General features: G+C 57.5%; 18 protein-coding genes. 8 read left to right on the top strand and 10 right to left on the bottom strand.

Annotated features, from left to right (window positions below; genetic code table 11):
• Positions 1 to 349 precede the first annotated feature (349 nt).
• The 4 genes from CRD20_RS00005 to mptB form a co-directional block, all read right to left on the bottom strand.
• Positions 350 to 1,363 (bottom strand): heme A synthase, encoded by a 1,014-nt coding sequence (locus tag CRD20_RS00005; RefSeq protein ID WP_016422745.1) that lies wholly within the window; start codon positions 1,361 to 1,363, stop codon positions 350 to 352.
• A gap of 93 nt (positions 1,364 to 1,456) precedes the next feature.
• Positions 1,457 to 2,260 carry an ABC transporter permease gene (locus CRD20_RS00010; RefSeq protein WP_187404611.1) on the bottom strand — a complete coding sequence of 268 codons (804 nt, stop codon included), beginning with the start codon at positions 2,258 to 2,260 and terminating at the stop codon, positions 1,457 to 1,459.
• Positions 2,260 to 3,228, bottom strand: a complete 969-nt coding sequence (locus CRD20_RS00015) for an ABC transporter ATP-binding protein (RefSeq protein WP_049193479.1) — start codon at positions 3,226 to 3,228, stop codon at positions 2,260 to 2,262. The genes CRD20_RS00010 and CRD20_RS00015 overlap by 1 nt, the downstream gene beginning before the upstream one ends.
• A 25-nt stretch (positions 3,229 to 3,253) precedes the next feature.
• Complete coding sequence (gene mptB / locus CRD20_RS00020; protein ID WP_069359565.1) at positions 3,254 to 4,993, bottom strand: polyprenol phosphomannose-dependent alpha 1,6 mannosyltransferase MptB; 1,740 nt, start codon at positions 4,991 to 4,993, stop codon at positions 3,254 to 3,256.
• Positions 4,994 to 5,178: 185 nt separating this feature from the next.
• On the opposite strand from mptB, the gene CRD20_RS00025 reads away from it, so the two are divergent.
• The 7 genes from CRD20_RS00025 (at position 5,179) to CRD20_RS00055 (ending at position 11,629) form a co-directional block, all read left to right on the top strand.
• Entirely contained in the window at positions 5,179 to 5,877 is a 699-nt protein-coding gene (locus tag CRD20_RS00025) for a metalloregulator ArsR/SmtB family transcription factor (protein ID WP_048734176.1), read from the top strand.
• On the top strand, positions 5,874 to 7,340 hold the full coding sequence (gene sufB, locus CRD20_RS00030) for a Fe-S cluster assembly protein SufB (protein WP_016422750.1): 1,467 nt from the start codon (positions 5,874 to 5,876) through the stop codon (positions 7,338 to 7,340). The genes CRD20_RS00025 and sufB overlap by 4 nt, the downstream gene beginning before the upstream one ends.
• 5 nt (positions 7,341 to 7,345) lie before the next feature.
• A complete protein-coding gene (gene sufD, locus CRD20_RS00035; protein ID WP_187404612.1) occupies positions 7,346 to 8,536 on the top strand; it encodes a Fe-S cluster assembly protein SufD in 1,191 nt (396 codons plus the stop codon).
• A gap of 92 nt (positions 8,537 to 8,628) precedes the next feature.
• Entirely contained in the window at positions 8,629 to 9,390 is a 762-nt protein-coding gene (gene sufC, locus CRD20_RS00040) for a Fe-S cluster assembly ATPase SufC (protein WP_049190726.1), read from the top strand.
• Positions 9,383 to 10,636 carry a cysteine desulfurase gene (locus tag CRD20_RS00045; protein ID WP_187404613.1) on the top strand — a complete coding sequence of 418 codons (1,254 nt, stop codon included), beginning with the start codon at positions 9,383 to 9,385 and terminating at the stop codon, positions 10,634 to 10,636. Before sufC ends, CRD20_RS00045 begins: the two co-directional genes overlap by 8 nt.
• Positions 10,637 to 10,656: 20 nt before the next feature.
• Positions 10,657 to 11,172 carry a Fe-S cluster assembly sulfur transfer protein SufU gene (gene sufU, locus CRD20_RS00050; protein WP_070567113.1) on the top strand — a complete coding sequence of 172 codons (516 nt, stop codon included), beginning with the start codon at positions 10,657 to 10,659 and terminating at the stop codon, positions 11,170 to 11,172.
• The gene (locus CRD20_RS00055) at positions 11,165 to 11,629 is read left to right on the top strand and encodes a metal-sulfur cluster assembly factor (RefSeq protein WP_016422755.1); all 465 of its coding nucleotides are present in this window, start codon (positions 11,165 to 11,167) and stop codon (positions 11,627 to 11,629) included. Before sufU ends, CRD20_RS00055 begins: the two co-directional genes overlap by 8 nt.
• A gap of 405 nt (positions 11,630 to 12,034) precedes the next feature.
• Here the strand turns inward: CRD20_RS00055 and CRD20_RS00060 are convergent, their stop codons facing one another.
• Together CRD20_RS00060 and CRD20_RS00065 are read right to left on the bottom strand one after the other, a co-directional pair.
• On the bottom strand, positions 12,035 to 13,498 hold the full coding sequence (locus tag CRD20_RS00060; RefSeq protein ID WP_187404614.1) for an amino acid permease: 1,464 nt from the start codon (positions 13,496 to 13,498) through the stop codon (positions 12,035 to 12,037).
• A 98-nt stretch (positions 13,499 to 13,596) separates the two neighbouring features.
• A complete protein-coding gene (locus CRD20_RS00065) occupies positions 13,597 to 14,805 on the bottom strand; it encodes a lycopene cyclase family protein (RefSeq protein WP_187404615.1) in 1,209 nt (402 codons plus the stop codon).
• Positions 14,806 to 14,825: 20 nt separating this feature from the next.
• Between CRD20_RS00065 and CRD20_RS00070 the strand changes: the two genes are divergently transcribed.
• On the top strand, positions 14,826 to 16,457 hold the full coding sequence (locus CRD20_RS00070; protein WP_038625400.1) for an ABC-F family ATP-binding cassette domain-containing protein: 1,632 nt from the start codon (positions 14,826 to 14,828) through the stop codon (positions 16,455 to 16,457).
• On the opposite strand, the gene CRD20_RS00075 is transcribed toward CRD20_RS00070, so the two are convergent.
• From CRD20_RS00075 to CRD20_RS00090, 4 genes are read right to left on the bottom strand one after another with little or no spacing between them, the layout of a single operon-like run.
• Positions 16,454 to 17,212 carry a response regulator transcription factor gene (locus CRD20_RS00075; RefSeq protein ID WP_224433497.1) on the bottom strand — a complete coding sequence of 253 codons (759 nt, stop codon included), beginning with the start codon at positions 17,210 to 17,212 and terminating at the stop codon, positions 16,454 to 16,456. The two genes, CRD20_RS00070 and CRD20_RS00075, sit on opposite strands and share 4 nt — an antisense overlap.
• Entirely contained in the window at positions 17,205 to 19,481 is a 2,277-nt protein-coding gene (locus tag CRD20_RS00080; protein ID WP_070858598.1) for a sensor histidine kinase, read from the bottom strand. The genes CRD20_RS00075 and CRD20_RS00080 overlap by 8 nt, the downstream gene beginning before the upstream one ends.
• Before the next feature lie 45 nt (positions 19,482 to 19,526).
• Positions 19,527 to 20,273: a glutamine amidotransferase gene (locus CRD20_RS00085; protein ID WP_083229260.1), complete on the bottom strand. Its 747-nt coding sequence runs from the start codon at positions 20,271 to 20,273 to the stop codon at positions 19,527 to 19,529.
• A gap of 47 nt (positions 20,274 to 20,320) precedes the next feature.
• Positions 20,321 to 21,070: a glutamine amidotransferase gene (locus tag CRD20_RS00090; RefSeq protein WP_070438429.1), complete on the bottom strand. Its 750-nt coding sequence runs from the start codon at positions 21,068 to 21,070 to the stop codon at positions 20,321 to 20,323.
• Positions 21,071 to 21,110: the final 40 nt, after the last annotated feature.

Below are 21,110 nucleotides of genomic sequence, written 5' to 3' on the forward strand. Positions count from 1 at the left end.
CCGGTTGCGGGAAGGGCCTCTTTTTGTGTGTGGAGATGGGCACGGGCTGCAAACGTGAAACTGTGCGAGTTTATGCCACTTTCAGGCAATTTTTCGCGCGATTTCTGTCATAAACATAGTCAGTAACTCGGATCGATAGGTGGGCAGACCGCCCCCTTGCACCGCCCGCGCAGCCCGCACCGCCCGCGCAGCCCGCTAGCCACTGGGAAACGCACATCCGAGCACACGGAGCCGAGCAGACAGCAGAACCGCCTAAACACGCACAACCAAAGCGCGTGTTTAGGCGGTTCAAGCAGGAATCAACAGCCGGTAACCACAGTGGTTAATACAGCCGCTGACCGGCAGCTAGCTACGCGGTAACCTCGACGTTCTTCTCCGAAGCAACAGTGGCGGCAGCCGCATCGCCTTCAAGCGAGCCAGTGACTTCTGCGCTCCCACCGACAGTGCGGTAACCGTGCTGGAAAAGTACTGCAGTCAAAGCGGTGCAGATACCAGATCCGGCAACGTGAACCGGCACCAATGCCTCCGGTACACCGGACCAATACTGAATCATTCCAACTACGCCCTGAGCCAAAATGAACACAACGAGTGCGATGGCAACCTTACGCACAGGTGCAAAGGCTTCCGAGGCCAGCAGACCGAAAATGAGGCCGATAACCAGGCCAAGGTAGAGGTACATAAAACCAGCGTGGATATGCGCCAGGTCAACAATCGGTAGCTGGAGGCGATCCTCCGGGAGCACCGAAGCATCTCCAGCGTGTGGTCCGGCACCGGTGACCATAGTTCCGGTAATCAGCGTCATCGTCAGGGCCAAGCCGGAGGCGGCAGCCAGATAGCGCAGATAGCGCGGGTACATGCGGGTAGCAGTGCCGTCGTCAGGCTCAGAAATCTTGACGAAAAGCATGCCAGCGAGCCAGACCAGAATCATCGAAGGCAGGAAGTGCAGCGCTACGGCGTACCACTTCAGGTCAACCCAAACGGAGATACCGCCGATAACAGCCTGGACGATAACGCCGAGACCGTTGAGGAAGGCCAGCAACTTGATTTCCTGACGGCGACCGACACGCATAACCGAAAGAAAGAGCAGAAGTGTCAGAGCAACCAGCACAAAGGTGAGCAGCCGGTTGCCAAACTCAATAATCTGATGGAGCATTTCTGCTTCCCCCGCGACAGGAACGAAGCTGCCTGGGTGACATTCAGGCCACGAAGCACAACCGAGACCTGAACCAGTAACACGGACGATAGAACCGGTTACCGCAATTGCCGCCTGTGCAATCAAAACCAGCAGGGCATAGAGCTTCTGGCGCCCGATTGGTGTCAGCGGCAAAAACGATAGGGGCAAACTTCGATCTGCAGTATTCACATTAAGAAATTCTACCCATGCTGGCGGAAAATGGTAATAAGCGAAACCCCTGCGTTGGGCTGCGCTTTTCTATGCAGACTCCCCGATAGATTCCTAGTCATTCGGCATATCAAAACGGAACCAGCGAGCCGCCAGTGCAGCGCCAAGGACACCCCACACAATCAGCACCCCGACAGCTGACCAATGGACGGACATGGCCAATGCCGCGGAGATCACGTCGGTAAGCGCGACGGACGGCAAGAGGTGTAGCAGTTCAGAGCTGATGTCATCTAACGATGGCGCAACGGCCACATACGTAGTAGCACCAATGAGGATGAACCAGATCAGGTTGGCCAGACCTAGGATTAGCTCGGCTCCCAACGTACCGCCCATGAGCAAGCCCAATGAGGTAAAGACGAACGTTCCCAGAAGCATCCCCACATAAGCCAGCAGCCAGCCGCCAATCGACAGCTCTGCGCCAAGGGCGAGCCCCACGAGACTAAACAGTACGTACTGCAACGTGACGGTGGTGCAGACCGACACAATCTTTCCTGCGATAATGCCCCAGGGTGGCACGCCTGAGGCGCCGATGCGCTTCAGGGCTCCGTAACGGCGGTCAAAGCCCACGGCAATTGCCTGTCCGGTAAACCCTGCAGACATGACGGAAATCGCCAGCACCATGGGGAAGATACGCTCGAGCGGATCATCGAGCTCCAACACCGGCACCATCACCAGGCCGATGAGCATCGCCAACGGGATAATGATGGTGAGGAGCATTTGCTCACCATGTCGCCAGAAGAGCTTCGTTTCCAACCACGCCTGCGACATGACCAACTTCGCCATGTCCGAACGCTGTGGCGCTGGGGCGAAAGTGCCCTTTGCAAAGCGGGAAGCATCGGCCCTCGGTGCGGTAGTCATTAGCTCCTCATCTCCGTTCCAGTGATCTGCAAGAAGACATCTTCAAGCGATTGCGTCGCCCTATTCAACGAGGTGATCAACACCTCTTGCTGCTCGCAACTCTGCGCCAAGACAGTCAAGGCGCGCGGTGAAGCCTCACCAATCAGGGAAAACTCTCCACCGCCAGAACGCTGCAGACGCTGTGGAAGACCGGACTCGCTGAAGTTGCGGTTGACCTCTTCGAAGTCAAGGCTGCCTCGAACGCTGATCTTCATAGCAGTGCTTGACGACGTTCCCTGGAGAGCCGATGCGCCTGCGCTAGTGATCTCCTCGGTGGTACCGGCCACAACTAAATGGCCCCGGTCGATAATCGCAACGTCGTCGGCAAGCGATTCGGCCTCGTCCATGAGGTGCGTTGTCAGGACCACGGTGACCCCATCACGGCGCAGCGACGAGATGAGATCCCAGACGGCTAGACGGGACTGAGCATCGAGGCCTGCTGTCGGCTCGTCGAGGAACACAAGCTCCGGGCGTCCGACCAGGGCACATGCGAGCGACAGTCGCTGCTGCTGACCGCCAGAGAGCCTGCGGTAGTTCGTCTTACGATGGCGTTCTAGGCCAACGACTTCAAGAAGCCAATCAGTGTCCAGCGGGTTTGCGGAGTAACTGGCAACGAGGTTCAGCATTTCGCCAACGCGAACACCGGGGTAGGCGCCTCCGCCCTGGAGCATGATGCCAATGCGACTGCGCAGTGCTGTGGTTTGAGCGACCGGGTCGAGATCGAGAATGCGAATTCGCCCTTCATCCGGCTTGATGAAGCCCTCACACATTTCAACGGTTGTGGTCTTACCAGCACCGTTGGGGCCGAGGAGCGCAAGAACCCTACCTCGATCCAGGGAAAGCGAAAGGTCTGATACAGCCTCAACGTCATCGAATTTCTTCGTTACGTTCTCAAGGCGCAGAGCAGGAGAATTGGCAGCGTTATTCACGGTTAGTCAGTCTAATCTCACAGTTTTAATGAAGGCGAAATACCTTAGATCGCGTCGAGTACGCCAAGATGACGAACATGACTGCGACGAAGAATACCAACGCCAGTAGGTAAATCTGAGCGACGGTGCCCGGAGGCAACCCCAGGCCGCGTGGTAGTACTACAAAACTGAAAATTGCCGAGTACAGAACCACGGCAATGCGAAATTGTACCCGGTTGGCCCAAGCGGACAGGGGCACGATGGCCCATAGCAGGTACCAGGGGTGCACGACGGGGAAGAGGATTACTAGAGCGAACATCGCGAGGCCGTAGCCGCCGAGCGGGTGAATGCGCCCACGGAACGTCGCTAACAGCATGCGCAGGAGCCAGGCAGCCACCAGCACTACGCCAATGCCGCGGGTAAACAGCAAAGCACTGTCGCTGATATCGCCGAGCCCCAGAAGCCTGCCGAAGAAACCAGCGATGATCCCGAGCAGGGTAGTCAACGACATCCAACTGCGCACCGTTGCGGCGCCACCCTGCGCGGTGATCCAACCAAAGCCCAGACCAGTTCCTAAGGAAACAACGACTGCCGTGACGACGGTCATTGCGCCCGTCACTACCGCGGAAAGAGCAACGGCCTTCCAGGTACTGCCAAACTTTCGAGCCAGCCACATGCCGGCGAAGCCGAGCGCCACGAAACCAGTGACTTTGACCATTCCGGCGAGACTGATGAGCACAATACCGCCTGCATACATTGCCCACGATCTACCTCGGCTTTGGTTCTCGTGTCCGATTGGTCCGGGTTCTGGCAGCTCATCGGGCACCATCGATTGCGCAGGGCCGTGGATAGCGCGCAGACACAGTTCGAGACCAACAAGCAGGAGTGCCAGCAGCAGGGCCTCATTGTGGATACCGCCCACCAGGTGCAGCAATACCAGCGGATTGAGCGTGCCCAGCCAGAGGGTGAACTGAGAGCTAACGCCGCAGCGGCGACCAAGCTGCACCAGCGCCCAGGACACCACGAGAAGCGAAACAATGGCGACGAGTCGATGCAGAAAGACGGAAGCGATCACCCCGTCGCTGGTTATCTTGGCGATACCCCATGCCACTGCGAGGGCCGTGGGACCGTATGGGCTCGGAGAGTGCGACCAAATCAATGGCACCGATCGGGCAAGTGGGTCGTTGGCTCCCAATAGGTCAACAGGCCCTGCGAGGTAGGGATCCATACCCCGCTCCACAATTGCAGCCTGCGCCAAATAGGAATAGATATCCTGCGTAAACAGGGGAGCGGTAAACATCAAGGGCAATACCCATGCCGCGTAGGTGCGTATGAGCATCGGAGTAGTCACTGCGGTGACGCGAGTCCGCGCACCGGCCAGAACGAAAGCGCCGACACCCAACCAGGCTGTGACTAACATGCCAATGCCCACGAAGGTGACGATTGTCGTTGCCACCAACATTCGACCGAGGATTAGCCCAAGTGGTGTACCCCAAAACTCATTTCCAACCACCGGTGTCGCGCCTGCGCCAATCCCGGCGACCATAATAAAGACCGCCCCGAGAGCACCCAGCCAACGCAGCCAGGTGAAGCGTCGGAGTTCGCGGTAATTGATGCGGTGTTGGAGCGGCTGTTCTGAGCCCTGGTGGAGGGTTGCCGACCTAGAACCGGCCAGACCAATTTTCGGAATGGCGTCACGCACCCCGAGAGCGTCGTCGAAGGTGGACGAGCGGCGCGAGGTAGGTCGGTTAGTTTTCACAAGGTCACATAGTAGACGATTCGACACGCCGAAAGGGCGTTCTAATCAGCGACGTTGCATTGATATTTAAATGCGTTGGACATTGTGGCCCAATTACGACACAATTATGTTGTCTAATACACCAGCGGCGCAAGTGGGATACTTGCCTCGCTGAGCCACCTAGACACCCATTATTATCCAGCAGTCCAATCGCAGGAGGTGACTCACCAGTCATGGCAGATCGGAAGCCGACAGTCAATGATGGTGATACGCGCAAGCGCATTCTCCAATTGCTTCTGGAACACAACCCGGCGTCCGCGACTTTTATCGCAGACACCCTGGGACTATCCGCTGCAGGCGTCCGCCGTCATATTGACATTCTGGTGGACGAAGGTCTTGCCGAAACCGCTCCGGCACCCAGCACCGGCCCCCGGGGCCGAGGCAGGCCAGCAAAGTCCTATCGCCTGACAGATCGGGGCCGCGCTAGATTCGGGCACGCTTACGACGATCTTGCCAGTGCAGCTCTGACCGCACTGCGCAAGGCCGGTGGTGAGCAGGCAGTTGCCCAGTTTGCCCGTCAGCGCATTGATGACATTCTGCTCGGCGTCACCCCAGTGGGGCAGGACGCAGAGAAGGAAGAGGTCGTAGAGGCCGTCGTCGATGCTTTCCGACGGGCCGGGTACGCGGCAACTATCAACCAGAACACTGGCGGCGTGCAAATTTGCCAGCACCATTGCCCAATTAGCCACGTAGCCTCCGAGTTTCCGGAGCTCTGCGCGGCGGAGCATGAAGCCGTTAGTAAATTATTAGGTCAGCACACCCAACCGTTGGCGACTATCGCTGATGGAAACGGTATCTGCACTACGAATATCCCACTCACTCCCGTAACAAAGACACTTACTGAATCGCCACAAGAAAGGAGCGGAGAATGACCCTCGCCCATGAGAACTCCACCGACGTGGCTGAATCCACGAAGGCTGCCACTCCGCAGACTGACGAAGAGATTATCGAGTCCATTGGTGCCTACCAGTTCGGTTGGCACGACCCGGATACCGCTGGCGCTTCCGCGAAGCGTGGTCTGTCTGAAGCGGTCGTTCGCGATATTTCGGCTAAGAAGAACGAGCCGGAGTGGATGCTTGAACGTCGCTTGAAGGCTTTGGAAATCTTCGACCGCAAGCCGCTGCCCACCTGGGGCGCGGATTTGTCGGGCATCGACTTCGACAACATTAAGTACTTCGTTCGCTCCACCGAGAAGCAGGCCCAGACCTGGGAAGACCTGCCGGAGGATATTAAGAACACCTACGACAAGCTCGGCATTCCGGAGGCTGAGAAGCAGCGCCTGGTCGCAGGTGTCGCCGCTCAGTACGAGTCTGAGGTTGTCTACCACCAGATTCGCGAGGATCTGGAGGCCCAGGGCGTTATCTTCCTGGACACCGACACCGCTCTCAAGGAGCACCCGGAGCTGTTTAAGGAGTACTTCGGCACCGTCATTCCGTCCGGTGACAACAAGTTCTCCGCTCTTAACACCGCAGTCTGGTCCGGCGGCTCCTTCATTTACGTGCCGAAGGGCGTCCACGTGGACATCCCACTGCAGGCATACTTCCGTATCAACACGGAAAACATGGGACAGTTCGAGCGCACGCTCATTATTGTCGACGAAGATGCCTACGTGCACTACGTCGAGGGCTGTACCGCTCCGATTTACAAGTCCGACTCGCTGCACTCGGCTGTTGTGGAGATCATCGTGAAGAAGGGTGGCCGCTGCCGCTACACCACGATCCAGAACTGGTCGAACAACGTCTACAACCTGGTTACCAAGCGCACCAAGTGCGAAGAGGGCGCAACCATGGAGTGGATTGACGGCAACATCGGTTCCAAGGTCACCATGAAGTACCCGGCAGTGTGGATGACCGGTCCGCATGCCAAGGGCGAGGTGCTGTCCGTGGCTATGGCTGGCGAGGGCCAGTTCCAGGACACCGGCGCCAAGATGGTGCACATGGCTCCGCACACGAGCTCCAACATCGTGTCCAAGTCCGTGGCCCGCAACGGTGGCCGCGCTGCCTACCGCGGGCTGGTGCAGGTCAACAAGGGTGCCAAGCACTCGCACTCCAACGTCGAGTGTGACGCACTCCTGGTGGACACGATTTCACGTTCGGACACGTACCCATACGTGGATGTCCGCGAGGACGACGTCACCCTCGGCCACGAGGCAACGGTTTCCAAGGTCTCTGACGATCAGCTTTTCTACCTGATGAGCCGCGGCATCGAGGAAGAAGATGCAATGGCCATGGTCGTGCGCGGCTTTGTCGAGCCCATCGCCAAGGAGCTCCCGATGGAATACGCCCTCGAGCTCAACCGCCTCATTGAACTGCAGATGGAAGGTTCGGTCGGTTAATACCAATGACTACGACGATTAACAACGAAAACCAGGCTGCTCGTAGCCGCCGCGTGCTGGCGAACAAGGGCGACGTTTTCTCATCCTTCAACGTGGAGGACTTCGCCGTGCCGCATGGCAAGGATGAAGAGTGGAAGTTCACGCCGCTGCGTAAGCTCCGCGGTCTCCACAACGGCACCGCAGCAGAGCCGGTTGCAGCCTCAATTTCGGTCGAGACTGCTGGTCAGGATGGCGTCGCTGTGGACGTCGTCAAGCGTGACGACGAGCGCCTTGGTCGCGCCGGCGCCCCAACGGATCGCGTGGCAGCACAGGCGTACTCCAACTTCGACGATGCGCACATCGTGACCTTCGCGAAGAACTCGGTGTCCAAGGAGCCTGTCGTCATCGACATCGATGGTCCGGGCGAGGACAAGGTGTCCTACGGCCATATCGTCATTGACGTGCAGTCTCACGCCGAGGCCGTCTGCGTCATTAACTACCGAGGCAGTGGCACGTTCGCGGACAACATCGAGTTCGTAATCGGCGACGGCGCCAAGCTGGGTGTCGTGACCATGGTGAACTGGAACGAAGATGCCGTTCATGGCTCTGCGCACCACGTTCGTGTCGGCCGGGATGCTACGCTGCGCCACACTGTCGCAACGTTTGGCGGCGAGGTTGTCCGTATCGTTCCGCGCGTTGCTTTCACGGCACCCGGCGGCGACGTCGATCTGCTGGGCGTGTACTTCGCCGATGCCGGTCAGTACTTTGAAAACCGCATGCTGGTCGACCACGCTGTGCCGAACTGCCGCTCCAACGTGATGTACAAGGGCGCGCTGCAGGGCGAGCCGAATGTCGCTCATCGTGAGGCCCGCACCGCGTGGGTGGGAGACGTGCTCATTCGTGCAGAAGCTACGGGCACCGACACCTACGAGCTCAACCGCAACCTGCTGCTCACCGAAGGCGCGCGTGCCGACGCAGTTCCGAACCTGGAAATTGAAACCGGTGAGATTGCCGGTGCTGGTCACGCTGCCACCGTTGGCCGCTTCGACGAGGAACAGCTCTTCTACCTGCTCTCGCGCGGTATTCCGGAGCTGGCCGCTCGCCGTCTGGTGGTTCGCGGCTTCTTCAGCGAGGTCATCAACCTGATTCCGGTCGAGTCCGTTCGCGAGAAGCTTGAAAAGCTCGTTGACGAAGAGCTCAACACCGCTGGCTTCTAACCGCTTATCTTCTTTCTCACCCTTTCCGTCCTGTCACCCCGGAAGTGCCGGGGGACAGGCCACTTACACCGATTAAAGGAAAAGATTTCACTATGAGCACTTTGGAAATCCGTAACCTCCACGCGCAGGTGCTGCCGACCGACGAGTCCGCCGAGCCCAAGGAGATTTTGAAGGGCGTCAACCTGACGATTAAATCCGGCGAAACCCACGCTGTGATGGGGCCGAACGGCTCTGGTAAGTCCACCCTGAGCTACACCATCGCAGGTCACCCGCGTTACGAAGTCACCGAGGGCGAAATTCTCCTCGACGGCGAAAACGTGCTGGAGATGAGCGTCGACGAGCGTGCTCGCGCTGGCCTCTTCCTGGCAATGCAGTACCCGGTCGAGGTCACCGGCGTGTCCATGTCCAACTTCCTGCGCTCTGCAGCGACCGCTGTCCGTGGCGAGGCACCGAAGCTGCGCCACTGGGTCAAGGAGGTCCGTGAGGCAATGGCTGACCTGGAGATCGATTCGTCGTTCTCCGAGCGCTCCGTCAACGAGGGCTTCTCCGGTGGCGAGAAGAAGCGTCACGAGATTCTGCAGCTCGACCTGCTGAAGCCGAAGTTCGCCATCCTGGACGAGACCGACTCCGGCCTGGACGTCGACGCTCTGCGCGTTGTCTCTGACGGCATTAACCGCTACCAGGACGAAAACGACGGCGGCATTCTGATCATTACTCACTACCAGCGCATCCTGAACTACGTGAAGCCGGACTTCGTCCACGTCTTCCACGATGGTCGCTTCATCACCTCCGGTGGCCCGGAGCTTGCAGACGAGCTGGAAGAGCACGGCTACGAGAAGTACATCAATGCCTAACGCCGAACTACTCAGCCCATCACTCCGCGAGGACTTTCCGATTCTGTCGCGCACTGTCCGTGACGGAAAGCGGCTGGTCTACCTGGACTCCGGAGCGACCTCGCAGCGCCCCAAGCAGGTCATCGATGCTGAGGTGGAGTTTCTGACTCATCACAATGCACCGGTGCACCGCGGCGCTTACGAGATCGCTGAGGAGGCCACGGATGCCTACGAAGATGCCCGCGAAGCCATCGCTGGCTTCATCGGCGCTGACTACGACGAGCTGGTCTTCACCAAGAACGCCACCGAAGCGTTGAACACAGTGGCATTCGTGCTTGGCGACGACCGCGCAGGTCAGTACCAGGTCGGCGAAGGTGACGAGATTGTCGTCACCGAGCTGGAGCATCACGCGAACTTGGTGCCGTGGCAGGAGCTGGCTCGCCGCACTGGTGCGACACTGCGTTGGTATGGTGTGACTGAAGACGGCCGCATTGACATGGACTCGCTGGAGCTCAGCGAGAAGACCAAGGTTGTGGCCTTTACCCATCAGTCAAACGTCACCGGTGCAGTAACCGATGTGAAAGAGATGGTGCGCCGTGCACGCGAGGTCGGTGCGCTGGTAGTCCTCGATGCCTGCCAGTCGGTGCCGCATATGCCTGTCGACGTCAAGGATCTCGATGTGGACTTCCTGGCGTTCTCCGGCCACAAGATGCTTGGCCCCAACGGGGTCGGTGCGCTCTACGGTCGCCGGGAACTGCTCGAGGCACTGCCGCCGTTCCTCACTGGTGGCTCGATGATTGAGGTCGTCACCATGGAGAAGACCACCTTCGCGGCGCCTCCGCAGCGCTTCGAGGCGGGTACCATGATGACTTCCCAGGTCGTCGGCCTGGGTGCTGCGGTGAAGTACCTGGATGCCATCGGTATGGATAAGGTAGCTGCTCATGAGCACCACCTGACCGCGCTCGCACTGGAGAAGCTGCAGGAAATTGATGGCGTGACCATCATCGGTCCGACTACTCCAGAACAGCGTGGCTCTGCAGTCTCTTTCAAGGTCGAGGGCATTCACCCGCATGATCTTGGCCAGGTTTTAGACGACCAGGGCGTGTGCATCCGCGTCGGTCACCATTGTGCGTGGCCAATTCACCAAATCCTCAACGCCCAGTCGACCGCCCGGGCATCCTTCTACATCTACAACACGGAAGAGGACGTTCAGGCGCTTGCCGACGCAGTGCGCCATGCACAGAAGTTCTTCGGTGTCACCCCGTAACTTTAAGAAAGGAGAAGGACATGAAGCTCGAGCAGATGTACCAGGAAGTTATCCTGGATCACTACAAGCATCCGCAGCATGCGGGTTTGCGGGAGCCTTTCAATACGGAAGTGCATCACGTCAACCCGTCGTGTGGCGATGAACTCACGCTTCGCGTCACTCTGAACGACGACCTCACCGTCGTCAATGACGTCTCCTATGACGCCGTGGGCTGTTCTATCTCGCAAGCCTCCACCTCAGTTATGGCTGAGGAGATTGTCGGCAAGACTGTCGACGAGGCCATGGCCAAGCTTGCCGAGTTCGAGAAGATGGTCACCTCCCGAGGCAAGATTGAGGGCGATGAGGACCTTATCGGCGATGGGATTGCCTTCGCTGGTGTTTCTAAGTACCCCGCCCGCGTGAAGTGCGCTCTTCTCGGTTGGAAGGCTTTCCAGGCCGCGACCGCTGAGGCTCTGGCCAACGCCGCTGAAGGCAACGGCGTTGGTACCGCGACTGTAACCGTTACCGATGACGAGGAAGGCCATCGCCATGACTGAACCAATCGCTAATGACGCCACCTCACCCGCACAGCCTGATGCTGTCGACGAGGACACCATGACCACTGGTGCTCCGATTGATGAGGGGGATGCGTACGAGTCCATCACCGTCCCGCCGGCACCGGAGCAGACCGAAGCCGATAACAAGCTGGCCATCCAGGTTGAAGAGGCAATGTACGAGGTTGTTGACCCCGAACTCGGAGTCAACGTCGTGGACCTGGGCCTGGTATATGACATCTGGATTGAAGAAGGCGACATTGCCGCTATCTTCATGACACTCACGTCCCCGGCCTGCCCGCTGACCGATATGCTCACCGACCAGACTGCCTCCGAGGTTATGAAGGTCGAGGGTATCCGCGACTTCCGCCTCAACTGGGTCTGGTCCCCGGCATGGGGCCCACACATGATTACTGAGGACGGCCGCGAGCAGATGCGCGCTCTCGGCTTCTCGGTCTAGATGATCAGTGACAGCGGTGATTAGAGAACCGCTACGTTAAAAGTGCTTGGCGACGAGCTCCTGGCTCGTTCAGCTAGGCACTTTTTCGTTTGTTTTTTGAGTTGCTGACTGCGTTTATGGCCGGGATCGGTAGGGCGATGCGAGTTACTGACTGCATTTATGTCAAAAATGGCTCAAAAAATGGCCTGAAAGCGTCATAAACTTGCACAGTTTCACATCTGCAGCCCGTATTCACACGAGCATCCCCGCAATTTTTTCAAGCTGTCCGACTCGGAGTTAAAAACGACCCCACCTGACACTGAAAAGTGCCAAGCGGGGTCGCTATTGTCTTCGACTGCTAATCCAAGTCGTGAGAGTTAGATGCGAGATGCATAGCTACTCGCAGCTATTCACAGCCATTCGCACCTATTCGCGACTCATGTCTGCGGTGGCCGGGTCAACGAGCTTGGAGCCCGTGACCTTCTTATGGATGAACCACAGCAGGACGAATACCGGAATACCCAGGTACGGAGTGAGGATAGCGAAGATATTCTCGCCAGTACGGATCGGATCAAGTGCCTGTCCGGCCACCACAAAGAAGCACATAATCAGTGCCAGCACAGCACCGGCGGGGAAAAAGTTCGCCTTGTAGGGAAGCGAATCCAACGGGATATTTTGGGCCTTCAGACACTTGCGGAAGCGGTAGTGGCTGAAAGAGATACCAAACCAGGTGATAAAGCCCGCGAGCGCAGAGAGCGTCAGCAAGAACGTGTACGCCACACCATCGCCTACCAATGAAGTAATGAAGCCAGCCATACCGATGACAGCGGTGGCAATCAGAGCGCGCAGCGGAACGCCGTGCCCGGAAAGCTTGCCGAAGTAACGCGGAGCGTGTCCCTGGCGGGCCAGGGAAAACAGCATACGAGTGGACACATACATACCGGAGTTACCCGCGGATAAGACCGAAGTCAGAATGACAGCGTTCATCAGGCCAGCGGCGATCGCGATACCTGCGCGTTCAAAGACCAGGGTGAACGGTGAAATGGAAATGTTGTCCTCGGCGGCGTTCAGAAGATTCGGGTCCGTGTACGCAATAAGGAAACCAATAACAGCGATGGCACCGATGTAGAACAGCAGGATACGCCAGAAGATAGTGCGAATCGCGCGGGGAATCGTACGCTCAGGATCTTCAGCCTCACCTGCTGCTACGCCAACCATCTCGGTGCCCTGGAAGGAGTATCCAGCTACAACGAAGACAGCCAACAGTCCCATTCCGCCATTGACGAATGGGGCGTCGCCCGTGGTCCAGTTTTCGAAGCCGGGGGAGGAGCCACCCAAGATGCCGAAAATCATGCCGACACCAAGAACGAGGAAGACGATGACGGTAATGACCTTGATGGTCGCAAACCAGAACTCACCCTCGCCGAATGCACGTGCGGACAGGGCGTTCAGCCCAAATAGAATCGCGAGGAAGAGCGCGGACCAGACGATTGAAGGCACATCCGGGACCCAATAGCGCATCACCAGTGCAGCAGCGACGAGCTCTGCGGCCACAGTAATCGCCCAGTTAAACCAGTAGTTCCAGCCCATGGCAAAGCCGAAGGATTCTGAGACGTATCGGCGACCGTACTCCTGGAAGGAACCGGGCACCGGCAGGTAAGCGGCCATCTCGCCGAGAGACTGCATAACCAGCCACACCATGATGCCGATAAGAGCGTAAGCGATGAGCGCACCGCCTGGACCGGCCTGCGAAATGGTCGCACCGGAGGCAACAAACAGGCCCGTACCAATGGCACCACCAATGGCAATCATGTTCAGGTGGCGAGCTCTCAGCCTGCGCTGAAGCTTATGGTTTTGTGAGGAAGTCTCCTCAGATTGCGTCGAAGTCATTCATTTATCATAAGCGTTTGTACTCCGGTGAATGCAAAAACCACACCGCTTCAATTGTTGGTATCACCCCACAAATCGGCTGATGTATATGCTCTCGGTCAACGAGTTCTCCATCTCCCAGGTCCCCGCACAAACCCAGCGATGAGCTTTCCGCACGTACGCGGACTCATTTTCAGCAAAGGCACGGCCACTTTCGCCATAGCGCGAAGCGTCGTCAGTGGGGATGTCCCTATCAAATAGGCAAACACGTCCTTCTCCGGCAACGAAAAGAACGCCCGAAAAAACGCACCCGTCTGTCGTGCATCGAACCCCAGCAACGCCGCGAGCCCACGTTCGCGTAGCCATCGCTGCAATCGCATGCTTAGCGACGTCCCCAGCGTCCGGCTTTCCTTCTTTTCCATATCGGCCAAGAAGCGGTCGACATCTTCGATAACCGAACCCACCGAGTAGCCAGTGGCAGGATGCATCCAACCACCAGCAAAGCCGAAGAGGGCGCCCATGGATGGTCCACTGTGCGTCACGTCACCGCGGCGAGAGGGAAAGTTTGCCAGTAGGGGAAAGGACACCACTTCTTCATCGATGGCCAGATCTTCCGAAAGCCCCAGGGACTTCAACCGTGCACTTTGGCGTCTACGCAACAGCGCTAAAAGTGCGGAGTCATCGGCCTCACCGCCGATCCGGACTGCAGCACCAGCTTCGCCGAGATAGCCGCCAATCATAGGAATCGGAGTAGCGAGAATGGTCTCTTCAATGAGGAAGGTCCTGTCATCCAAGAAAATGCGATAGGAGAAACTAGCCGGCTCTGTCGCTGGGTCAACCGGTTCAGCCGGAGTGAAGTCCATGAGGACTGCGCGGCGGTGGTCGCTGGGGACGTCGTCAAGCGAAAAGATGTGCCCGATGGCGAGCTGCCGTACCTGCCCACCTCGCCCGACTGCGGCGTGCGTGCGCCCGGTGGTGACAATTGTGATGTCAGTACCCGTGGTTTCGGAATCGGTGAGTGCGCGGCGTTCTATGTGGAAACCGCCAAGTTCTTGCAGGCAGTCCTTGTTAACAACGCCGTAGTTGCGGGTGAGCTGACGTTCGGTGCCGTCGGCAAGAATGGCGCTGGGTTGAAAAGTGGCGGCGAGGAAGTCGCTGGGCAACCAGTCGGGGAGTTGGTCGCACCACAAGCCGATCGTCGAGGGCAGTGTGCCACCGGCGGGGTCATAAGCGGTGACATCCCAGCCGCGAGCGGATGCGCGGTGGGCGGCGATTCTTCCGGCGGGCCCGAGGCCGACGACGGAGGCGGTCACGGGAAATGAAGTCATAACTGGTAGGCTACTCGTTCGTGATTGTGACCCATGACCTTGAAGTCCGAGTCGGCGCCCGTACCCTGCTCACTGCGCCGGGTGAGCAGCTGCGCGTCCAGCCGGGAGACCGGATTGGACTCGTCGGGCGAAATGGTGCTGGCAAAACGACGACTATGCGTATCCTCTCCGGTGAAACTGAACCCTACGGCGGTTCAGTAGTGCGCTCTGGCTCGATTGGGTACCTGCCACAGGACTCGCGCGAGGGCAACATCGACATCTCCGCCCGCGACCGTGTGCTGTCGGCGCGAGGCCTTGACCAAATCCGCCGCAGCATGGATCGCCAGCAGGAGATCATGGAGACCGCGACCACCGACACGAAGCGCGATGCGGCGATTCGGAAGTTTTCGCGTCTCGAGGAGCGCTACCACGACCTCGGCGGCTACGAGGCGAACGCCGAGGCAGCCCGCATTTGCGACGCGCTGGGGTTGCCGGAGCGCGTACTCGACCAGCCGCTGAAGACGCTTTCGGGTGGTCAGCGCCGCCGCGTCGAGCTTGCTCAGATTCTCTTCGCCGCTACCGAAGGCTCGGGCAAGTCCGCCACGACGCTGCTTCTCGACGAGCCGACGAACCACCTCGATGCGGATTCGATTACCTGGCTGCGCGAATTCCTCAGTAAGCATGAGGGCGGCTTGATTATGATTTCGCACGATGTTGAGCTGCTCGAGGCCGTGTGTAACAAAGTCTGGTTCCTCGATGCGGTGCGCGCCGAAGCTGATGTGTACAACATGGGCTGGAAGAACTACCTGTCGGCACGCGCGACCGATGAGGCTCGACGTCGCCGTGAATTCGCTAACGCGGAGAAGAAGGCCAGCGCACTGCGCAAGCAGGCCGAGAAGCTAGGCGCGAAGGCGACGAAGGCTCGTGCGGCCAAGCAGATGGTGGCTCGTGCTGAGCGCATGATGGACAGTCTCGACGAGGTCCGCGTCGAGGATAAAGTCGCCCACATTTCCTTCCCAGAGCCGGCCCCCTGTGGCAAGACTCCGCTCAACGCCACGGGACTGACCAAGATGTATGGCTCGTTGGAGGTCTTCGCCGGTGTTGATCTTGCGATTGACAAGGGTTCCCGCGTGGTTGTCCTCGGCTTCAATGGTGCTGGTAAGACGACGCTGCTGAAGCTACTCGCCGGTGTGGAGCGCACCGATGGCGAAGGCGGCATTGTCTCCGGCCACGGCCTGCGCATCGGCTACTTCGCCCAGGAGCACGACACGATTGATCCGGACAAGACTGTCTGGGAAAACACCGTCTACGCCTGCCCTGACGTCAACGAGCCGGAACTGCGGAGCCTGCTCGGTGCCTTTATGTTCTCCGGCGACAAGCTGCAGCAGCCAGCGGGAACCCTCTCCGGTGGTGAGAAGACACGTCTGGCGCTGGCGACGCTGGTTAGCTCCCGCGCAAACGTCCTGCTTCTCGACGAGCCCACTAACAACCTCGACCCTCAGTCCCGCGAACAGGTGCTCGACGCACTGCGCACTTACACCGGGGCCGTCGTACTGGTTACCCACGATCCAGGTGCGGTCAAGGCGCTAGAGCCCGAGCGCGTCATCGTGCTTCCCGACGGCACCGAAGACCTCTGGAGCGACGACTACATGGAAATCGTCGAGCTGGCTTAAGACGGATCCATTGGCCCTGGCAGGTAACCGTCCTGCTGAGCGAGCCTATACATCTCCGACTTGTTAAGGCTGTTCTCGGCCCGGCCAGCTGCCGCATACTTGGCTCGAATACGACCCAAGTAGTCCAACACGGTGTTCGGTGTCAGCCCTGTCATCGACGCGACTCGCTTCGTCGACTCACCGGAGGCGTAAAGCTCCAGTACCTCACGCTGGCGTTCTGACAGATCGACAGAGTCGAGCAGGGGATCAGAGTCAACTACCGATGCCCATTCTGTAGTCAGCGCGCCCTTGCCAAGTGCCGCCAGCCGTACTGCAGACACGATTGTCTCCGGGGTTTCCGATTTTTGCACAACCCCCATCACTCCGGTACGCACTGCCTTTCGGACAAGGTATGGGCTTTCAGCTGACGAGAGGATGAGCACGTGATCGGTAACCAATTCCAGCGACAGAACGTTCTGCGCTGGATCTGAATTATCCGCCAGCCGTAGATCCAGCACGACCACATCCAGGCGGTCATCGGTGCCCACATCGGCCAGTAGCTCCGGCACAGTTTGATAACAGCCGACGAGCTCAAAGTCTGGCTCTGCAGAAAGCAGGGTTTCGAGCCCCTGCAGAGTCAAGGCATGATCATCAATCGCAGCAACGCGAAGCAAACGATCCGACTGCACGCTGTAATCTCCGATGTTGTCGGAGTCAATTGCAGCCGAGACGTCGATGGAAGCATTGCTCATTCCCGCAATATTCTCCCTAGTCACGTGACATCACTATCCTCTCACCGGCTTCATCAAACCTTTGCACTCCATTGTCATCAGAAATAGATGCAAATGCACGTCTGCCCGGGGGCAATAGGCGAATTGTTACCGATCCTTCTTCGGCGTTATCGATTGCTTCGAGGAAGTTCGGCATCAACTTGGCCACCGCGGAATCGTCGTCGACAAGCGGAATACGGCGCACATCGGTGCTATCGGAAACGGCCTGCGTGTGATTGCGGTCATCGAGGAGCCGGACATGAACACCTCTTGCGCGGGCGTCCCAAACAGCTTGGTGAAGGGACCCAACATTTAGATGCGGCGAACGTAGGACGTCTCGGAGAAGCTGCTCTGTAAGCCGCGCACGCAACTGCAGTCGCGGGGTCGGTTCTTCCAAAACTGCAGCGGCGCTAAAAATGGGGCCGACCCGGCGCTGCAACCATTCGTAGTTACTCTGGCTGCTAATTTCGTACTCTTTGGCGGCCCCGGCAGCGTACAGCGCACGATTATAATCCTGAATAGACTGCGGAACGGTGCGCATAAAAAAGCGGACCATGATGGACGTCAAAATTCCCGCGACCAACATCACGGAGCGAACTAACAGGTCAACTCCAGAGATACTGATGTGGGTCGTATCCGAGGGGGCAAAGGGGAAGAACTTGAGAAGCTCCACCATGATCGCGCCACCGAGCACTGAATTCAGCGCAACCCAGGGGCGGCCGCGGATGGCGAGCAATGCAGATGCAAAAGAAATTAAGCTAAAGTGCCAGAAATACGACCATTCCAAATTATTTGGAATGGGCTGGTAGAGCCCCACCACAGCTAATACAACGATCGCGACACCAGTTACGATTGCACGGGCTAACGGCAATTGTGAATGGCGGCCATACATAATCAGCCCGAGAAGGCCGATCGCTAATGCCAGACTGATTTGCCCGGCCACGGTAAATAATTGTCCATTACTGACTAGAACCATGAACAACACGCCGACAATCGCGCCGTAGAACTGCCAGGAAAAAACAATTGACATTCCCATGAGGTCATACAGCGATGTCGTGTGAGCGGAGGAATCGACTACATCTTCCTCTTCCACAGGAGAGGTATTACCGTGCCATTTGAGAATAACCTGAGTACCTTTCCCAGGCTTTGAATTAACGAGAGCATCTCCACCGCGAAGGGCCTCCATTCGCCCTTTAACGCTCAACCGGATACCTGCACGATGCGGGTCAATTCCCTCGGGGTCGAACCCGGTGCCATCGTCACGAAAATCAATGGACACCTCTCCCGAGGCAACACGAATGTGGCATTTCTTTTCCGCTGCGGCACCTGCGTGACGCTTGGCATTATTTGCCACCTCGGTTGCGGCTAATAGGAACGTGTTAGCAACTTCTCCTGGCAGCCGAACTGGACCGCCTTCTTCGCTGGTGTCTAGCGTTACCGAAATGTCGGGGCTCACCGACATCAATTGCGCCCGTACAGCCTCAGCAAAAGTTCTACCGCTTACTGTTTGCCGAGGCGAGAAAAACAGCCCAGTCTGCTCGTCTAGCGAGAAGTCAATCTTAGAGCCCTTACCAATTGCAGACAATGCGGCCAATACATAGTCATGGACATAGGCGTTGAAGCTGCTCATCGCCTCGCCGCGGACACGCATACGCTCCGCTCTCTCATTCACCTTTCGAGAGTTCTCGTAGGTGAAGTCAATAAGCCTTGCGACGGGTTGTGCAGAGCCCGCAATAATCACAAATGGAAAAGTGTTGATGAGATTGAATCCGACATCCGACAACATGTCGAGCCAAAAAGTGTGTCCCAGCAACCACGAATTAATGACCGCAATAAGTCCGGGAACAAATACCATCACGGACAAACTGATGTGGAGTGGCACTGTCAGAGCAAATGCAGCGAGGGCTAAACCTGAAAATGGGCTATACCAGAGCGCATTTCCAACGACGTTATGAGGGAGATCCCAATAGGTTGAAACCAACATCAGGAAAACCAACATGATGTACATCGGCACACGCAGTGCGGTAATAAGGCCTCGCCGCGTATTATTAATCACAGCCCAAATCAGCAACATATCGCTGAGAATGAATATGAGCAGTGATGCAAAAGGGAACCAGTGGCTCAGAAAGTTTTCAAAGGGGACAGAACGAACAGCCGATTCAACCTGCCACAAAAAGCCGGTGACGGCAATAATAATCGCGCCGGATCGCAGCACAGACATTTCAATTGATGGTGACTGTCCGGCAAGTGCCGAATCGGGATTCCACCTCTCCATGCGACAATCACATTCCTTTTGCTTATTGCCACTAGATAAAACTAATTAGTCTCTACATGCGGTATGAAGCCGAGCGAAATTCTGAAGAATACGCCCACTTCGAGCAACATCCAACTGTCGCGCGGCCGACACCGCTTCAAGATCTGTTCCTGGTAAATAGTAGCCCTCATTTGCGTAAATCTGGAGACGCTGGGCAAACGTGTTGGCATCTAATTCCGGGTGAAACTGCGTCGCATATGCATTGCGGCCCAACCGAAACATCTGTACGGGGCAGTCCTTTCCAGTTGCCAACAACGTAGCGTCGCCAGGCAGTTCTTCGATGGCCTCCTTGTGGCCGACGATGGCGTGAAAGTGGGCCGGTAAACCATCAAGAATTGGATCTGATTCGCCATCTGGAGTTGCAGCTACTTCGATTACAGCTGCCTGCTCCCCGTGCTTGCGGGAGACACGGCCATGGCCAGCAGTACCGAGCAGGCCGACGCCATAACAAGCTCCGAAGAAGGGGAAGTCTCGTTCGAGCACTTCTGCCAACAAATCCTCGAACCAGGTTTCGACTTCCTTCTGTAGATAGCTCTTATCGTCATCAGAGGCGTTAAAGGGACCTCCGCCAACGATTACGCCCGAGTAGTTATCTAGATTCAGATTCCCCGGACGAGACTGTTCCAGGCGAATTTGATGCAACTTTGCCGGCGCCAATGCACACCTCCTGGCAAATGAGAGATGTTCAGCGTGAGCTGCGGCATCTTCGCCGCGTGTGGAAAGCAAGAGGAAGGGCTTGGCGGAGGTAGACATTTGCGGGAACAAATTTCGTGAAAAAGGGAGCTAGAGGGGGACGGAGACTACTGCACCACTAGCAGGCTCGGATTGGCTGCATGCGTACATACGTGCATAAATCGGGGGATGATTGACGAGACGGCCTGGAGGTCCACATCAGATACCTTTAGTCGAATCGCATCGACTTCCTCCGGGTCAAAGTAACCGACGTCGGTGTAGAAAGACATTCTGCGGAGCAGTCCGTTGGCATTCATCTCCGGATGAAATTGGGTAACCCAGTTATTCGATCCGATCGAGTACATCTGCACCGGACAGGTTGGGCCTGTGGCAAGCAAAGTCGCGTGATTTGGAAGTTCCGCAACGGATTCCTTGTGGCCAGTCAACGCATAAAAAACCGGAGGCAACACCGAAGCTATTGGATCCTGAGTGGCAGCTTCGGTGAGCTCTACCCGGGTAGAACCCGCTACTTCGCCGTGACGCAGGTTAACCAAACCGCCCGAAGTAAAGGCCGTGTAGCTAGCGCCGTAGCAGATAAGCAGTGCGGGGACAGGACTCCTAAGTACGTCGTAAAGCACATCGTGCGAATACTTCTGCAGCCCCGAATGCTCAAGGTCGGTGATGTTAAATGGGCTGCCTCCGACGAATACGCCGTCATAGGAGGTCAGGTCGGGCAACTTAGCGCCGACAGCGTCGATGGTAAACAGATCCAACTGGCTGGGCTCAAGCCCGGTGGAATCCAGAAAGTCCTGGTACTCGGCTTGCCCCGCACCATCTGCGGGGCGGAGCGCCACCAACAAAAACTTACCCACACTCATAAATAGACAGCTTAGTCCATATTGGGTGAAATCTATGCAT

This window comes from Corynebacterium sp. LK33, from assembly GCF_014334955.1.
Lineage (GTDB): Bacteria > Actinomycetota > Actinomycetes > Mycobacteriales > Mycobacteriaceae > Corynebacterium > Corynebacterium jeikeium_D.

Excerpts from the sequence above, each read along its gene's own strand:
- CRD20_RS00010 (WP_187404611.1), bottom strand. The coding sequence starts at position 2,260 with ATGACTACCGCACCGAGGGCCGATGCTTCCCGCTTTGCAAAGGGCACT.
- CRD20_RS00025 (WP_048734176.1), top strand. The coding sequence starts at position 5,179 with ATGGCAGATCGGAAGCCGACAGTCAATGATGGTGATACGCGCAAGCGC.
- sufB (WP_016422750.1), top strand. The coding sequence starts at position 5,874 with ATGACCCTCGCCCATGAGAACTCCACCGACGTGGCTGAATCCACGAAG.
- sufD (WP_187404612.1), top strand. The coding sequence starts at position 7,346 with ATGACTACGACGATTAACAACGAAAACCAGGCTGCTCGTAGCCGCCGC.
- sufC (WP_049190726.1), top strand. The coding sequence starts at position 8,629 with ATGAGCACTTTGGAAATCCGTAACCTCCACGCGCAGGTGCTGCCGACC.
- CRD20_RS00045 (WP_187404613.1), top strand. The coding sequence starts at position 9,383 with ATGCCTAACGCCGAACTACTCAGCCCATCACTCCGCGAGGACTTTCCG.
- sufU (WP_070567113.1), top strand. The coding sequence starts at position 10,657 with ATGAAGCTCGAGCAGATGTACCAGGAAGTTATCCTGGATCACTACAAG.
- CRD20_RS00055 (WP_016422755.1), top strand. The coding sequence starts at position 11,165 with ATGACTGAACCAATCGCTAATGACGCCACCTCACCCGCACAGCCTGAT.
- CRD20_RS00060 (WP_187404614.1), bottom strand. The coding sequence starts at position 13,498 with ATGACTTCGACGCAATCTGAGGAGACTTCCTCACAAAACCATAAGCTT.
- CRD20_RS00065 (WP_187404615.1), bottom strand. The coding sequence starts at position 14,805 with ATGACTTCATTTCCCGTGACCGCCTCCGTCGTCGGCCTCGGGCCCGCC.
- CRD20_RS00080 (WP_070858598.1), bottom strand. The coding sequence starts at position 19,481 with ATGGAGAGGTGGAATCCCGATTCGGCACTTGCCGGACAGTCACCATCA.
- CRD20_RS00085 (WP_083229260.1), bottom strand. The coding sequence starts at position 20,273 with ATGTCTACCTCCGCCAAGCCCTTCCTCTTGCTTTCCACACGCGGCGAA.
- CRD20_RS00090 (WP_070438429.1), bottom strand. The coding sequence starts at position 21,070 with ATGAGTGTGGGTAAGTTTTTGTTGGTGGCGCTCCGCCCCGCAGATGGT.